Origin of the sequence: Corallococcus sp. AB030, assembly GCF_003668965.1 — a bacterium.
GTDB classification, from domain to species: Bacteria; Myxococcota; Myxococcia; order Myxococcales; family Myxococcaceae; genus Corallococcus; species Corallococcus exiguus.
In genome coordinates, this window is the sequence record NZ_RAWQ01000032.1 from 13,083 (window position 1) to 27,562 (window position 14,480).

Annotated in this window: 13 protein-coding genes and 1 pseudogene; 9 read left to right on the plus strand and 5 right to left on the minus strand. The window is 69.0% G+C overall.

What is annotated here, in order from left to right:
* Positions 1-11: 11 nt before the first annotated feature.
* Together D7Y15_RS10920 and D7Y15_RS10925 are read left to right on the plus strand one after the other, a co-directional pair.
* Complete coding sequence (locus tag D7Y15_RS10920) at positions 12-1,169, plus strand: trypsin-like serine protease (RefSeq protein ID WP_233597324.1); 1,158 nt, start codon at positions 12-14, stop codon at positions 1,167-1,169.
* Between the two features lie 111 nt (positions 1,170-1,280).
* Positions 1,281-2,597: a PQQ-binding-like beta-propeller repeat protein gene (locus D7Y15_RS10925; RefSeq protein ID WP_120579648.1), complete on the plus strand. Its 1,317-nt coding sequence runs from the start codon at positions 1,281-1,283 to the stop codon at positions 2,595-2,597.
* Between the two features lies 1 nt (position 2,598).
* Here D7Y15_RS10925 and D7Y15_RS10930 read toward each other — a convergent pair whose 3' ends face one another.
* The 3 genes from D7Y15_RS10930 to D7Y15_RS10940 all read right to left on the minus strand — a co-directional run bounded on the left by D7Y15_RS10930 (position 2,599) and on the right by D7Y15_RS10940 (position 5,655).
* Positions 2,599-3,705, minus strand: coding sequence for a ferrichrome ABC transporter substrate-binding protein (locus D7Y15_RS10930; RefSeq protein WP_169821614.1), 1,107 nt, complete (start codon positions 3,703-3,705; stop codon positions 2,599-2,601).
* Between the two features lie 91 nt (positions 3,706-3,796).
* Complete coding sequence (locus D7Y15_RS10935) at positions 3,797-4,990, minus strand: LLM class flavin-dependent oxidoreductase (RefSeq protein WP_120579650.1); 1,194 nt, start codon at positions 4,988-4,990, stop codon at positions 3,797-3,799.
* 263 nt (positions 4,991-5,253) lie between these two features.
* Complete coding sequence (locus D7Y15_RS10940; protein ID WP_121752541.1) at positions 5,254-5,655, minus strand: hypothetical protein; 402 nt, start codon at positions 5,653-5,655, stop codon at positions 5,254-5,256.
* Between the two features lie 136 nt (positions 5,656-5,791).
* Between D7Y15_RS10940 and D7Y15_RS10945 the strand changes: the two genes are divergently transcribed.
* The 3 genes and pseudogenes from D7Y15_RS10945 to D7Y15_RS10955 all read left to right on the plus strand — a co-directional run.
* Positions 5,792-6,064 (plus strand): DUF2277 domain-containing protein, encoded by a 273-nt coding sequence (locus tag D7Y15_RS10945; RefSeq protein ID WP_120579651.1) that lies wholly within the window; start codon positions 5,792-5,794, stop codon positions 6,062-6,064.
* A 10-nt stretch (positions 6,065-6,074) separates the two neighbouring features.
* On the plus strand, positions 6,075-7,490 hold the full coding sequence (locus tag D7Y15_RS10950; RefSeq protein WP_120579652.1) for a PDZ domain-containing protein: 1,416 nt from the start codon (positions 6,075-6,077) through the stop codon (positions 7,488-7,490).
* 141 nt (positions 7,491-7,631) lie between these two features.
* Positions 7,632-8,365, plus strand: a pseudogene (locus tag D7Y15_RS10955) (IS5 family transposase); the annotation flags it as partial.
* 32 nt (positions 8,366-8,397) lie between these two features.
* Here the strand turns inward: D7Y15_RS10955 and D7Y15_RS10960 are convergent.
* Both D7Y15_RS10960 and D7Y15_RS10965 read right to left on the minus strand, forming a co-directional pair.
* Entirely contained in the window at positions 8,398-8,916 is a 519-nt protein-coding gene (locus tag D7Y15_RS10960) for an SHOCT domain-containing protein (RefSeq protein ID WP_120579851.1), read from the minus strand.
* A gap of 12 nt (positions 8,917-8,928) precedes the next feature.
* Positions 8,929-10,518, minus strand: a complete 1,590-nt coding sequence (locus D7Y15_RS10965; protein WP_120579852.1) for a family 43 glycosylhydrolase — start codon at positions 10,516-10,518, stop codon at positions 8,929-8,931.
* A gap of 162 nt (positions 10,519-10,680) precedes the next feature.
* On the opposite strand from D7Y15_RS10965, the gene D7Y15_RS10970 reads away from it, so the two are divergent.
* Genes D7Y15_RS10970 through D7Y15_RS10985 form a run of 4 tightly spaced genes read left to right on the plus strand, consistent with a single transcriptional unit; the run spans position 10,681 to position 14,479 of the window.
* Positions 10,681-11,706, plus strand: coding sequence for a siderophore ABC transporter substrate-binding protein (locus D7Y15_RS10970; protein ID WP_121752521.1), 1,026 nt, complete (start codon positions 10,681-10,683; stop codon positions 11,704-11,706).
* The gene (locus tag D7Y15_RS10975) at positions 11,669-12,763 is read left to right on the plus strand and encodes an ABC transporter permease (RefSeq protein ID WP_233604895.1); all 1,095 of its coding nucleotides are present in this window, start codon (positions 11,669-11,671) and stop codon (positions 12,761-12,763) included. Before D7Y15_RS10970 ends, D7Y15_RS10975 begins: the two co-directional genes overlap by 38 nt.
* Positions 12,753-13,724, plus strand: coding sequence for an iron chelate uptake ABC transporter family permease subunit (locus D7Y15_RS10980; RefSeq protein WP_120579854.1), 972 nt, complete (start codon positions 12,753-12,755; stop codon positions 13,722-13,724). Before D7Y15_RS10975 ends, D7Y15_RS10980 begins: the two co-directional genes overlap by 11 nt.
* On the plus strand, positions 13,721-14,479 hold the full coding sequence (locus D7Y15_RS10985; protein ID WP_120579855.1) for an ABC transporter ATP-binding protein: 759 nt from the start codon (positions 13,721-13,723) through the stop codon (positions 14,477-14,479). Before D7Y15_RS10980 ends, D7Y15_RS10985 begins: the two co-directional genes overlap by 4 nt.
* Position 14,480: the final 1 nt, after the last annotated feature.

The window sequence follows — 14,480 nt, forward strand, 5'->3', positions numbered from 1 at the left end:
TTTCGGCTCAGATGGTGCGTCGCTGGACTGCTGCCAGCGCGGTGTCGCTGCTGGTCGTCGGTTGCGGTCCCCAGACCACGGAAGAGAAGCAGGCCCAGCCGGAGACGCCGGCTCCCGCCGCCACCACCCAGGAGATCGTCGGTGGCTCGGCGACCACCATCGCGGCGAACCCCTGGCAGGTGTCGCTGCAGAGCAGCAGCGGCAGCCACTTCTGCGGCGGCTCCATCATCAACGAGAGCTGGATCCTCACCGCGCAGCACTGCGTGAACTCCGGTGGCAGCATCTCCAAGCCGGGCCGCATCGTGGCGGGCGTCACCAACCGCACCACCACCACCGGTGGGCAGGTCCGCACCGTGTCCCAGGTGGTCGTGTACCCGGGCTACGTGGACGCCAACTACGGCAAGGACGCGGCGCTCCTCAAGCTGTCCTCGCCCCTGGACCTGAGCGGCGCGAACGTGAAGGCCATCCCGTACGTCACGGCGGCGGATGAGGCCTCGGGCGTGGGCGGCGTCGGCGCCGTGGCGCGCGTCACGGGCTGGGGCACGCTGTCCAGCGGCTCCTCCTCGTTGCCGACCACGCTCCAGACGGTGGACGTGAACATCATCAGCAACGCCGCCGCGCAGGCCGACTACCAGGGTGAGGAGACCATCACCGCGGACCAGCTGGGCGCGAAGGCCCCGGGCAAGGACTCCTGCCAGGGTGACAGCGGCGGTCCCCTCACCGTCCTCAATGGCAGCACCCGCGTGCTCGCGGGCATCGTGAGCTGGGGTTACGGCTGCGCCGACGCGTCGTACGCGGGCATGTACGGCCGCGTGTCGTCCTTCGCCAGCTGGATCAACACCACCATCAATGCCCCGCAGCAGCCGACGCAGACGCTGCTCAACCAGACCGGCATCTCCGGCGCGGCCAGCTCCTTCAAGCACTACGCCATCACCGTCCCCGCGGGCGCCACCACCCTGACGGTGGAGCAGTCCGGCGGCACGGGTGACGCGGACCTCTACGTGCGCCAGGGCTCGCAGCCCACCACGACCGCGTACAACTGCCGTCCGTACCTCAGCGGCAACGGGGAGTCCTGCACCATCACCGCCCCCGCGGCCGGCACCTGGTACGTCTCCGTGCGCGGCTACTCCGCGTACTCGGGCGTCTCCCTGCTCGCCACGGTGCCGTAGTCGCCGCCTGACACCGGCGTGAGTGCGCAAAGCCCTCTTCCTCCCTTCGCGGAGGGAGGGGGCTTTCGTGTTTCAGCCACCTCGTGGGCATGGAGTGCTACACCCGGTGTCATGGCCCGGCCCAGAGCTTCGCGCTGTCCCCACTGCAACGCGCCCTTCACACCCCAGACCGCGAAGACGCACTACGTCTGCGGCTACTGCGGCCACGCCTTCGACCTGGACGGCCCGCTTCCGGTGCAGCCCGGCCCGCGCGCGCCGCCGCCCGCCCAGAAGAACCAGCAGGTCGTGGTGATGCTCGCGGGCGTCGCGGTGATGGTCCTGATGGGAGTCATGGGCGCGGTGTTCTTCCTCGCCGCAGGCCCGGACACGCACGAGCCCATCCGCACCCCGCCTCCCGCGGCCGTCCGCCCCGTTGCGCCTCCAGTCATCCCCACGCCTCCGCCCGAGCCGCCCAAGCCCGCGCCCGAGCGCATCCAGTGGGTGGAGCGGGGCGCGCCTGCGTTCGTGGACGTCAACGGGGATGGGACGGAGGACATCGTCGGCCACGTGAGCGTGCACGAACCCAGCTCCGGCTTCCGGCACTTCATCGCCGCGTTCGACGGCCGGACGTTCCAGAAGCTCTGGGAGTCGTCGCCCTCGGAAGGGCCGGACGCCTCCCGCTACACGAAGGTCATCGCCCAGAACGGCCGGCTGGTGATGAGCGAGCAGCGCACGGTGAACCTGCTGGAGCTGGAGACCGGAAAGCGGCTGGGGCGCGTGCCGCTGACGGACTCGCCGCGCCGGCTCTGCATCCCGCCCGGAGACACGACGTCCGTCTGGGTGGAGTTGGTGGACCACCAGCACCTGCTCTTCGACACGCTCACGGCCACCGCGAAGCCCGCGCCCCGTGCGCCGAAGGGCTGCGCCACGCCGCCCTTGAGTCCCCAGACGTGCAACATGAGCCGGCCGGCGGAGCACCCCACCTCCTGCGAGCGCTCCAGCTACCCGCCCTCCGACATCCGCGGCTTCTCCACCAAGTACCTCTTCCGCACGGGCGGTTATACGCTGGCGCTGGGCACGCGGTGGCCGGGGACGCAGGTGCCCCTGGTGGGGCTGTACGCGCCGGGCAACCGCAAGCCGCTGTGGCACGACACCGTGTCGGAGAAGGATCCGCTCCTCCTGCGGGACACCGCGCCGGAGGTGGGGGAAATCACGCAGGACGCCGTCTACGTCGTCTATGAGCTGGACAAGGGCGGTGCACAACTCATCCGGCGAGACCTGCGCACCGGCGCCGTGGCATGGGACGTGGCCCTGCCCGAATCCAACTTCACCTCTCAGCTGACGGCCCTCTGGGTCCGGGGCGGCCGGGTGTACGTACCGCAATGGGGCAGCCTTCGCGTGCTGGACGCCGCGACGGGCGAGCGCATCGGCGGCATCGGGACGGAATGAATCAGTAGATGGAGATGAGGTGGACCCGCACGCGGGGGTTGCCGAGGTACTCCTCCAACCGCCAGCGGGTCCGCATCCCGTCCTCGCGGATGCCCACGCCGCCGTCCGTGGGAGCCTCCGCGCTGGCGAGCGCATCCCGCAGGTGGGACACCGCCCAGCGGTCGAACTTCGGGTCCCCGGAGCCCTCCAGCACCTGGAGGTCGATGAGGCTGCCGTCGCGAGCCTGCCGCACCTCCACGATGGCGACGAGCGCGAGCACGGGGGCCGTGACGTCCACCATGTACATATTCGCCGCGCGCCCGGCCTCCACGGCCGCGAGGAGCCGATCGGACGTTTCGCGCCGGACGTCGCGCGCCTGGGGCGCGAAGGGAGTGCCCGTCTTGCCGAAGCGCTCGATGGACTCCAGCTGCTCGCGCTTCAGCCGGCGGGCGAGCACATCGGTGTTGGGAGGGGGCGGGTTCACCAGCCGCTCGGAGAAGCCCTGGCGCAGCTTCGCGAAGTAGGGAGGCGTCGCGCCCGTGGCTCGCGAGGACGCGGTCGCATCCTTGGCCCAGCCATCCACCTTCTGACGCGCCTCCTCCGCCTCACGGGCCGCCAGGGCCTTGGGGTCCGGCTCCGAGCCGGGGACGTTGCGGATCGTCCGCCCCGTTGACGGAGGCCCTTTGAGGAGCCCACCGCCCAGCAGCCCGGGCGGTTCCAACTGGAGCGGGACATCCCGGACCGGAGGTGACGCGGGCTCGGCGGGCGCTTCCGCGATGGGTTCCGAAGCGGCGGTCCCGGGAGTCTCGGGTGGAGCTGGCGCTTCGTCCTTCTTCCCCGCGCGCGTGGAGGGTTCGCGCTCCGCCAGCTGCGACGGCGCTTCGTCCTTCTTCCGGGCGCGCGTGGAGGGCTCGCGCTCGTCCGGACGCGCTGGCGAGCGCTTCGGCTCCTCTTCGGGCGCGGGCGGCGCGGGTCGTGCGTCCCGGGTGACAACCTCCATCTCGATGACCCGCGACGGCTCGTGACGCCGGACGTTGGCGGACGGGCTCCGCCACAGCGCGAAGAGGAGCGCCGCGTGCAGGAGCACTGACACGCCGAGCAGGAGGAGCAGCTGTGAGCGGCGGGACACGAAGTTCAGCTTGCTCCGTCCCGCCGCGCGGGAGAAGTGGCGCGGAGCGTGGGTGTTGAACCTCCACGCTCCCCTGCCCTCTCCTTCCCTCTTACGGCGCGGCCGGTGTCCGGAATTCCGGAATGAGCTCGCCCGTGAGCCGGATGCTCTTCAGGACCTTGTCGTGCGCCAGCGCGCCCACCTGGTGGAAGGACATGAGCGCGTCGATGCCCAGCGCCTGGTAGCGCTTGAGCCCCGCGCGCACCTGCTCCTGGGTCCCGACGATGAGCGAGTCCTGCGCGCTCAGCACCTCCCAGACCTGCTCGTCCGGAACCTGCTCACCGCCCATGATGCGGCCCAGGAGGCGCTGCGCCTGGGACTGCGGCGCGTTCGGGTCCTTCTTGCGCAGGTACTGGCCTGTCAGGCCTCCGCCCGCCGGGTCCTTCGCCAGCACCTCCAGCTCCGCGGCTGTCTTCACGAAGGCGTCCTTCGCCTCGAAGAAGGTGAACGAACCGCTGGTGTACCAGGCGGCGGCCTTCGCGGCGCCGTTCTCCATCGCCTCGCGCTCGCTGTCCGCGCAGTGCACGAAGGTGAAGAAGGCGACCTGGTCGTTGACGAACGCGCCCACCGGCTCGCAGCGCGTGCGCAGCGCCTCGCGGTAGATGTGGATCATCTCCGCCACCTCCTCCGGAGAGGCCCAGAGCGTCACGCCCAGCGCGCCCACGCCGTTGCGCCCCGCCTGCTCGAAGGACGCGGGGCTGGAGCACGCCTGCCACAGCGGCGGGTGCGGCTTGCGGTACGGCTTGGGGATGACGCTGACGTCCTTGAGCCGCAGGTCCGGCCCGTCCCACGACACCTTGTCCTGCGTCCACAGCTTCGGAACCAGCTCGAACGCCTGCTGCATCTGCCCGCGCGTGGAGTCAGGCTCGATGTTGAAGGTGCGCCACTCCGGGATGGTGCTGCGCGCCAGTCCCAGCTGGAAGCGGCCCCCGCTCAGGTGGTCGATGAAGGCCGCGCGCTCCGCGATCCGGATGGGATGATTGAAGCGCATGGGCGCCAGCACCGACGAGTGTCCGACGTGCAGGTTCTTCGTGCTCCGCGCGATGGCGGTGAGCATGATCTCCGGCGCGGAGCTGTAGCTGAACTCCACGGCGGTGTGGTGCTCCACCTGCCACCAGACGCCATAGCCCATCTCGTCCGCCAGCCGCGCCTGCTCCAGTGTCTCCTGGATGAGCTGGTGCTCGTGGTCCGGACCGCTCCAGCGTTCCTTCGGGTGCTGCATCTCCGAAAAGATGTCGAGCCGCATGATGTCCCCCTGAAATCGGTTTCACGTCTCCAGCAACAACAAGAACAACTCCCGCGCCGTCCGGAAGCAACCTGCTCCGGACGGCGTGGGTGAGACCGTCACTCCACCCAGTGGACCTTGCCCAGACCGGCCGGGATGAGGTCGCAGACGTAGAGGCTGTCGTCGTACGGGGAGGTGTCGTACACGCCCCGCGCGGCGATGCAGCGCGCCTGGTTCGGATAGGGCGCGTTGAACTCCGCGGCGAATGGATTCGCGGGCCGTGCTTACGGATCCTCGGGGGGAAGGGTGCAGGTCCAGGTGTTGCCGGGCTTGCAGTAGCAGCTCCCCGTGGGCAGCCCGCTCAGACAGCAATCCCGGTAGGTGCCGACGGAGGGACACGACGTGCCGTCAATGAACGTGCACGTGTTGGCGCGCGTGCAGCTGGGCGGAGGGGTCGAGGGACAGTACTGATAGGAGCCGTTGCACTGCACATATTGGCCGTCCACGGAGGAGCAGGAGCTCCCCGAGCACGACACCGTCGTCCCCGACGCACAGGTCGTCGAACAGGTCGACAAGGCACTGGAGACCTGTCCCAGGTCCTCCGACACGTCGCCGGAATCCGTACCACCGCAGGCCGCCAGCGTCGCGATGACCAGTGCCGCGAACACACCCGATACAAGCTTCATGAGCTTCATCCTCTCTTGCGGATACATCCAGCTAGACAGCTTATCCCCACAAGATTTGATTCGATAGGGTTCACACCGGCGGCGGGAGCACGGGCGTGGGGTACGCTGGCGGCACTTCACGCCAGGGGACCCGTCCATGTGTCGGAGCATCAAGACGCTGTTCAACTTCGAGCCCCCCGCGTCCGACGCGGAGGTGCGGGCGGCGGCCGTTCAGTTCGTGCGGAAGCTGAGCGGCACCAGTGCCCCTTCGAAGGCGAACGAGGAGGCCTTCAACCGCGCCGTCGAGGACATCACCGAGACAGCGCGACGGCTGATGGACTCGCTGGTGACCACCTCCCCGCCGCGCAACCGCGACATGGAGGCCATGAAGGCGAAGCTGCGGTCCGCGAAGCGCTTCGCACCGCGCTAACGTGCTCCCCATGTTCCTCGCCTCGCTGCTGTCCGCGTTCGCTGGCGCCTGGCTGTTCGCGGCGGCGCCATTCACCGTCACGATGAAGTCCGCGGGCTACTCCGCCCGGTCGGATGGTGAGACGGTCACCGTCACCCGGGTGGAGCCCAAGAGCGTCGCCGCCGAGGCGGGCCTCCAGAAGGGCATGAAGGTGACAGGCATCACCCAGCCGCCCAGGGGCTTCACCCGGGTGCCCCTGCCCCAGCTCGACGCCACCGACCTGCAGGACGCGCTGACGCCCCAGCCCGCCGAGACCCTCTGGCTCCGGGTGGAGACGAAGCGGGGCTCCGACCAGCTCATCCTCAAGAGCCGGGAGCCCCTCCCCGACAACCCGTTCCCGGTCGTGCCGCTCACGGACGCGCAGCAGGCGCGCCTGACCCCCAACCAGGCCAGCCGCTACCAGCAGCGGCTCGTGCAGTTCGCCGTGGAGGCCATGCGTCGGCCCCAGGTCGAAGCCCGCCAGAACACCACCGCCTACGTGATGAAGGGAAAGCTCAGCGGCATCGACGGCGGCGGCGCCACGCCCCTCTGGTTCCATCCGAGCATCGAGCTGCGGCACTCCTGTGGCGACAGCCTGGAGAAGATGGAGCTGAGCAGCGCCGCGGGGAACGTGAACCTCACGCTGCGACCCGAGGATGCCACCAAGGCGGGAGGCCCCATCCAGTTGGCCCCGCCGCTCTGGCCCATGCAGCAGGTGCTCCGCTGTGAAGGCGCCCCCACCGCCTTGCAGCAGACCCTGCACGTCAAGCTGGCCTGCAAGGGACTGCCTCCCGCGGAGCACGACTTCAACGTGAAGCTGACCGTGCGCTGTGACGATCTCCATTCCCAGCCTGGGCCGGCCCAACCGCCGCTGGTCCTGGAGGAGCCCAAGGACTTCCTCGTGGGAGACACGACCCCGCTCCAGATGAAGGTGTTCGCGCACCAGCTCGTCCCCCGCCCCACCGAGGCGACCCTCGTGGAGCTGGATGCCCAGGGCCAGGTGCTCCGGCGGCTGACGCCAGTTCCCATGGGGAAGAACGCCCACGAGCCCGGCCTGCCGCTCCAGGTCACGCTGGACACGACGGCGAGGCGCACCGCGCGGCTCGCGCTGGACGTGCGCTTCTCCGACGGAAGCACCTGGCTCAGCGAGCCGCTGACGCGGGAGATCCGCACCCGGGCGCAGGTGGAGGGTCTGCGCCGGGAGGCGCTCGAGACCAACGCGAGGGCCTCCGCCTTCCTGGAGGAACTCAACGACACGTTCAGCGAGCCCTGTGACGACGTGCCCACCACGATGAAGTGGATCCTGGCCCATCCCGCCATCGAGGCCGCGCACACGGGATTCCGGAAGCTCCACTACAAGGTGAGGGGCAGCTCCCACTTCTCAGTCTTCATGTGCGGCTACGACTAGGGGGTGTCCCTAAACGAGAGAAGATGAACTGCGGCCGAGGGTAGCAGTCGTGCCCTCGGCCGAGCATCAGCAGGAGGGGTTGCACTAAAGCGGGGCCATTGCCTACCCCAGGGGATGCACCGACATGAACTCACCGACCAGGAATGGAAGCGCATCCGCCCGCTTCTGCCTCCGCGGCGGGGCCGGCACTCGCTCAAAGGCGAGCGTCTGTTTGTCAGCGCCGTGTACTGGCTCGCCCGCACCGGCAGCCCCTGGCGAGACCTGCCCGGTCGATATGGCAAGTGGAAGTCCGTGTACAACCGCTTCAACAACTGGTCGAAGCGCGGCGTGTGGGAGCGGCTCTTCAAGGAAGTGCAGCTCGAGTCGAATCCTCCCGTGCCGGGGGACGAAGCGTCCATCCTCGATGGCACCACCATCCGGGCGCATCTGGACGCCGCGGGAGGAAAAGGGGGGTCCAACACAACGCTCTGGGACGCTCTCGAGGAGGTTTTTCGACCAAGGTCCATGCCCTCGTCGACAGCCGAGGACGGCCACGCCATATCGAACTGACGCCCGGCCAGCGGCACGAGATGACCAAGGCCGACGACCTGATAATGCACGCGGTGGGCGCGGCCTGCATCGCCGACAGCGGGTACGATGCGGACTGGTTCCGCGCCCTGCTCAAGTTCTTCGGCATGAAGGCCGTCATCGCCTCCAAGCCGGAGCGCCCCAGAGCCCTTTCGAAGGACCGCAAGCTCTACGCCCTTCGTTATCTGGTCGAGCGGTTCTTCCATGGCCTCAAGCGCTTCCGCCGCCTCGCGACTCGATATGAGAAGACAGCCCGCAACTACCTTGCCCTCATCCACCTCGCCTGCACTCGGATGTGGCTCAATTAGGGACACCCCCTAGTCCGGCGCTTTCACGGACGCTAAAAGCGGCCGAGGATCTCCGCCTTCTTCGCCTCGTACTCGCGCTCGGTGATGAGGCCGCCATCGGCCATGCGCTTCAGGTCCTCCATCGCCCGGACCGGATCCACCGGGGGCGATGGCGGGCTGGCCGGGGCGGCCATCGCGAAGCCGGTGATGACGACGCGCTGGGGCTTCATCGGGTCCACCATCACCTGGACCCGAAGCCCCGGCCCCCAGGTGGCCGTGCTCGAATGAGGCGGCAGCCGCTTGCTCACCCGCGCCTGATAGGGAGCACGGCCGGGGATGTGAACCTCCAGGAGCAGTTGGAGGACCGGGCGCTTGTCGATGCGGATCGCTGTGTCCCGTACCTCCAGCACCGTGGCCTCGCCGGCCCTTCCGTTCTCCAACTCAGTGCGATCCAGCCCGGCGCCCAGCAGCCCCAGCAGCCCCCCCTTCGGTCCGAACGCCACGCCCAGCCCTCCCGCCACGATGATGAGGAGGACGAGGAGCGCGGGGTCGGAGGTGATGGCGTCGAACATGGGGCGTCCAGCCTAGGGGATGTTGATGCGCGAGTGCAGGGCCCGCCCGTCGTACGCGGCGGCGCCGCAGCGGGCGTGGGCCCAGTCGCCATTCACCGCGGAGCAGACGCGGAAGGCCTGGATGTTGGAGTACGGCACGTTGATGCCCGGCGTGTCGCATCGCCCCTGGTAGGTCCAGGCCAGGCTCTTGTTCACGGCGCCCACGCCAATGCACGGGCCAATCCACGCGCCCGTGTCCCGCCGCTGCACGTCGATGGAGTACTGCGCCAGCGTCTCCTCCTCGCTCCACTCCAGGTCCACGAAGGGCGTGACGCCGCCGGGCAGCTCCAGGGACACGTCGTCGGAGATGCCGTCATAGGCCTTCTCCACGGACGGCCCCCAGACGTTGTTGTTGGAATAGAAGAGGCGGAACGCGGCGATCTCCCCCTTCGTCACCACGCGGTCCCCGGCGCTGCGGCACACGCCGTCGAACACCGTCTTGTTGGACTGCCCCAGCAGCACCACCGACGTGCACGGCCCCACCACCGAACCATTCTTCAGCACGACGTCCAGCGAGTAGCTGTACCCCGCGAGCCGGTTCCAGCGCACGTTCACCTGGTTGAGCGACGTCATCGCCCCGTCCGGCTTGAACGCGACGCGCTGCTTGTACGTGCTGCGCGAGGTGAGGTTGCCCGCGCTGTCGAAGGCGCCCTGATGGAAGACGTTGAAGTACTCGCCCCGCCGCTCGACGATGACGTCGTGGCCGTGGGACTGCACCAGCCGGCCCGCGGAGTTCTTCAGCGGCAGGGACATCCGCCGCACCGCCCGCGCCCGCGTGAGCTCCGGGATGGAGTCCGCCATCACGTAGTACATGGCGTACTGGCTGTTGTACCAACCGCCGCTGAAGACCATGTAGTAGCGCCCGTCGCGCTTGAAGAGCTCCGGTGCCTCGTTGATGCCCTCCTCGTAGGCCGGCGTCGCGAACACCGCCGGGCCCGCGTGGTTGTAGACGGTGCCGGGCGCGGCCAGCTTGAACGACGAGATGTTGTTGCCGTTCTGGAACCAGACATAGAAGAGCCAGCGGTCCGCGCCGTCGTTGAACGTCGCCGAGTCGATGCGGATGTTCCGGTTGCACCCCTGCGGCAGGCACGCCGTGCCGGTGGTGGTGCGCGGCCAGGTGGTATTGGCGTTGATGGGCTGGGGCACGCCGAAGACCAGGTTCAAATCGGGCGCCGTGGCGACGAAGGTCGTCACCTCCTGGCCCGCCGGAGGACACGCCGCGCCGTTGGGCACCCGGTGGCCGGAGAAGTGGAGCTGGTAGACGCTGCCCACCTTGCTCAGGTCCGGCGCCCACAGGAAGCAGTAGTCGTAGGTGGGGTCCGTCGCGGACGGGTTGTAGTCGCGCTTGAAGCGGAACGTCGTCAGGTCGTTGGACTCATACAGCGGCAGCAGCACCCCGTTGCCCGTGCCGGTGAGGAAGAACAGGTCGTCGTTCTCCTTGTAGACGTCCGGATCCGCCAGCCACTGCATGAGCAGCGTGCGCGAGTTGTCCTGCGCGAGGGCACTCCCGGCGAAGGTCGTGGTGAGGAGGGACAACAGCAGGACGGCTCGGACGGGCTTCATGAGGCTTCTCCATGGAAGTCTTGAAATCCAAGCTTCCAGGGAAGGCCCGGGCCGCGCAAGGCCGATGGGTTTTGACCGTCCGGCGGCGATCCGCTATATCCGCAACTTCGATAATGAATATCAATTTCATTTGATATCACTTTTCTCTGGATTGCCTTTCCCGTGAGCACCACTCCCCGGCGGTTCCCCACCCTCCTCGTGGCCCTCATCGGGGTCGCGGTCATCGCTCTCGCGGTCTTCTTCGCACGGGGCCCGCGAGCTCCGGCCCCGGGTCCCGTGCCCTCGGAAGGCGCGGCGGCGGCTGACGCGGCGGCCCCTGCTTCGGGAGCGGGCCGGACCATTGCCCACGCGCAGGGCAGCACCGTCGTGGCCGAGCACCCGAAGCAGGTCGTGGTGTTCGACCTGGCGGCGCTGGACACGCTGGACGCGCTGGGGGTGGACGTTCAGGGCGTGGCGGGTGAGTACTTCCCCGGCCAGCTGGCGAAGTACGCGGACGCGAAGAAGTACCCGCGCTACGGGACGCTCTTCGAGCCCGACTACGAGGCCCTGCACGCCGCCCGGCCCGACCTGGTCATCACCGGCGGCCGCTCCAGCGCCCGGTACACGAAGCTCGCCGCCATGGTGCCCACCATCGACCAGACCACGGACGACGCGCACTTCCTGGACACCGTGGTGGGCAACACGCAGCGGCTGGCGACCGTCTTCGGCAAGGAGGAGCAGGCGCGCACCCTGGTGGAGGCGCTGAACCAGTCCATCGCGACGCTGAAGGGCACCACCGCCAGCCGGGGCAAGGGGCTCATCGTGCTGACGTCCGGAGGACGGATGAGCGCGTATGGCCCGGGCTCGCGCTTCGGCGTGCTGCACGACACCTTCGGCATCCCGCCCGCGGCGCCGTCGCTCAAGGCGTCGCTGCACGGGGAGGCCGTGGGCTCGGAGTTCATCCTGGAGACCAACCCGGACTGGCTGTTCGTCATCGACCGGGACGCGGCCATTGGCGAGGGCGGCGGCGCGCAGCGGTTGCTGGACAACGAGCTGGTGCACCAGACGACGGCCTGGAAGCAGGGGCAGGTCGTGTACCTGGAGCCGGCGAACACCTACCTCATCGGCGGCGGCATCCAGTCCCTGCGGCGCCTGATGGAGCAGATCTCCGATGTCTACGCGAAGCCCCGACAGCCCTCCGCTCCCTGAGCAGGGCTTCGCGCCGCGCGCCCCGTCCGTGGCCTCCCACGACGTCAGCGCGCGCTCCGAGCCGCTGCCCACGAGCGGCGCGAAGGGCGCCCCCCTGCCGCTGCTCGCCGTGGCCGTGCTCGGGGTGCTGGTGCTCGCGGGCATCAGCCTGTTGATTGGCGTGAGCCACGTGTCGTGGGAAGCGCTGCTGGCGCCGGCGGAGAATCAGCGCGCCGTGCAGGTCCTGGTCATCAGCCGCGTGCCGCGCACGCTGGCCCTGGTGCTGGCTGGGATGTCCCTAGCTGTCGCGGGCCTCATCATGCAGATGCTCGCGCGCAACCGCTTCGTGGAGCCCTTCACGGCGGGCACGGCGGAGTCCGCGAGCCTGGGTCTGCTCGCCGTCACGCTGCTCGCCCCCGGCCTCCCCATCCTCGCCAGGACGGCGGTCGCCGCCTGCTTCGCCATGGCGGGCACGGCGCTGTTCCTGTTCATCCTCCGGCGGATTCCGCTGCGCTCGGCGCTCGTCGTGCCCGTCGTGGGCCTGGTGCTGGGCGCCATCTTCGACGCGGCGACGACGTTCTTCGCCTACCGCTTCTCCCTGCTGCAATCACTGATGGCCTGGACCACGGGCGACTTCTCCAGCGTGCTGCGCGGCCGGTATGAGCTGCTCTGGGGCGCCTTCGTGCTGACCGTCATCGCCTACGTCGTCGCGGACCGCTTCACCGTCGCCGGCATGGGCGAAGCCTTCACCACCAACCTGGGCCTGAGCCACCCGCGCATCCTGGCGCTGGGGCTGGCCATCGTCGCCATGGTCACCGCGGTGGTGGTGGCCACCGTGGGGATGATTCCCTTCATCGGGCTCGTGGTGCCCAACGTCGTCAGCCTCATCGTGGGTGACAACGCGCGCCGCTCCATCCCGTGGGTGGCGGTGCTGGGCGCGGGCTTCGTGCTCCTGTGCGACATCGTGGGGCGGGTGGTGCGCCAGCCCTATGAGATTCCCGTGGGCACCGTGGCGGGCGTGGTGGGCAGCCTCCTCTTCCTCCACCTGCTCTTGCGGAGGGACGACCGTGTCGGCTAGCGCGCTGCGCCTGGAGGGCCATGAGCGGCGGCTGCTCCTCTTGGGGGGCCTGGCCGCGTTCTGCGTGGTGGTGTTCATGACCGTGGACGCGGGCGGCAAGTGGGACTTCGTGCTGCCGTTCCGCGCGCGCAAGGTCGCCACGGTGCTGCTGGTGGGCTACGCCATCGCCGTCTCCACGGTGCTGTTCCAGACCGTGGTGGAGAACCGCGTCCTGACGCCCGCCATCATGGGCTTCGACACGCTCTACCTGCTCCTGCAGACAAGCCTGCTCTTCTTCCTGGGCTCGCGCACCATGGCGAGCCTGGACAGCCGGCTGCTCTTCACGGTGGAGGTCGCCATCATGGTGGTCTTCTCCGCCGTGCTGCACCGCTGGCTGTTCGAGGGCGGCCGGCGCAGCGTGCACCTGCTGCTGCTCACGGGCGTGGTGCTGGGCGTGCTGTTCCGCAGCCTGTCCAGCTTCCTCCAGCGCCTCATCGCGCCGGGCGAGTTCGACTTCCTGCAGGACCGCTTCTTCGCCAGCTTCAACAACCCGGACCCGGACCTGCTCATCGTCTCCGCGCTGATGACCCTGGGCGCGTCCGTCCTGGGCTTCAGCCTGATGCGCACCTGCGACGTGCTGAACCTGGGGCGGGACGTGGCCATCAACCTGGGCGTGGACCACCGGCGCACGGTGTCGCGGCTCCTGGCGGTGGTGGCGGTGCTGGTGTCGGTGTCCACGGCGCTGGTGGGGCCTGTGACCTTCTTCGGGCTGCTGGTGGCGAACCTGGCGCACGGGCTGGTGCGCTCGCACCGGCACGTCCACGTGCTGCCGGCCGCCGTGTTCCTGGCCGTGATTGGCCTTCTGGGCGGTCAGCTCGTGCTGGAGCGCGTCTTCTCCTTTGGCGCCAACCTGCGCGTCATCATCGAGTTCCTGGGCGGCCTGATGTTCATCACCCTGTTGATGCGAGGCGTGCTGCGATGATCGAAGCCCGGAACGTGTCCCGCCGCTACGGAGACACCGTGGTGGTGGACGACGTCACGCTCCAGTTCCCGGAGACGGGCGTGACGTCCATCATCGGGCCCAACGGCGCCGGCAAGTCCACCCTGCTGTCCATGGTGAGCCGCCTGTTGCCGCTGTCCTCCGGCACGGTGCTGGTGGACGGCATGGACGTGGTCCGCACGCCCGGCGACGCGCTGGCGCGAAGGCTGGCCATCCTGCGGCAGGACAACGCCGTCACCTCGCGGCTCACCGTGCGAGACCTGGTGACGTTCGGCCGCTATCCGCACTCCAAGGGCCGCCCCACGGTGGAGGACCGCGCCTTCGTGGAGGGGGCGCTCCACCACCTGGGCCTGGAGCCGCTCGCGAACCGCTTCCTGGACGAGCTGTCCGGAGGCCAGCGCCAGCGCGCCTTCGTGGCCATGGTGCTGTGCCAGGACACCCACTACGTGCTCCTGGACGAGCCCCTCAACAGCCTGGACATGAAACACGCCGTGGCCATGATGAAGGAGCTGCGGCGCGCGGCGGACGCGCTGGGCAAGTGCGTGGTGCTGGTGCTGCACGACCTCAACTACGCCTCCTGCTACTCCGACCACGTCATCGCCATGCGCGCCGGGAAGGTCGCCTTCCAGGGGACGCCGGAGGAGCTGATGCGCCCCGCCGTGCTCCGCGACATCTACGACATGGACATCGACATCCACCTGCTCGATGGAAAGCGCATCGCGGTCCACTACCGGTGAG

What these genes read in the sequence shown, in the direction of transcription:
- D7Y15_RS10920 (WP_233597324.1), top strand. Translation starts at nt 12, where the DNA reads ATGGTGCGTCGCTGGACTGCTGCCAGCGCGGTGTCGCTGCTGGTCGTC.
- D7Y15_RS10925 (WP_120579648.1), top strand. Translation starts at nt 1,281, where the DNA reads ATGGCCCGGCCCAGAGCTTCGCGCTGTCCCCACTGCAACGCGCCCTTC.
- D7Y15_RS10935 (WP_120579650.1), bottom strand. Translation starts at nt 4,990, where the DNA reads ATGCGGCTCGACATCTTTTCGGAGATGCAGCACCCGAAGGAACGCTGG.
- D7Y15_RS10940 (WP_121752541.1), bottom strand. Translation starts at nt 5,655, where the DNA reads ATGAAGCTTGTATCGGGTGTGTTCGCGGCACTGGTCATCGCGACGCTG.
- D7Y15_RS10945 (WP_120579651.1), top strand. Translation starts at nt 5,792, where the DNA reads ATGTGTCGGAGCATCAAGACGCTGTTCAACTTCGAGCCCCCCGCGTCC.
- D7Y15_RS10950 (WP_120579652.1), top strand. Translation starts at nt 6,075, where the DNA reads ATGTTCCTCGCCTCGCTGCTGTCCGCGTTCGCTGGCGCCTGGCTGTTC.
- D7Y15_RS10960 (WP_120579851.1), bottom strand. Translation starts at nt 8,916, where the DNA reads ATGTTCGACGCCATCACCTCCGACCCCGCGCTCCTCGTCCTCCTCATC.
- D7Y15_RS10965 (WP_120579852.1), bottom strand. Translation starts at nt 10,518, where the DNA reads ATGAAGCCCGTCCGAGCCGTCCTGCTGTTGTCCCTCCTCACCACGACC.
- D7Y15_RS10975 (WP_233604895.1), top strand. Translation starts at nt 11,669, where the DNA reads ATGTCTACGCGAAGCCCCGACAGCCCTCCGCTCCCTGAGCAGGGCTTC.
- D7Y15_RS10985 (WP_120579855.1), top strand. Translation starts at nt 13,721, where the DNA reads ATGATCGAAGCCCGGAACGTGTCCCGCCGCTACGGAGACACCGTGGTG.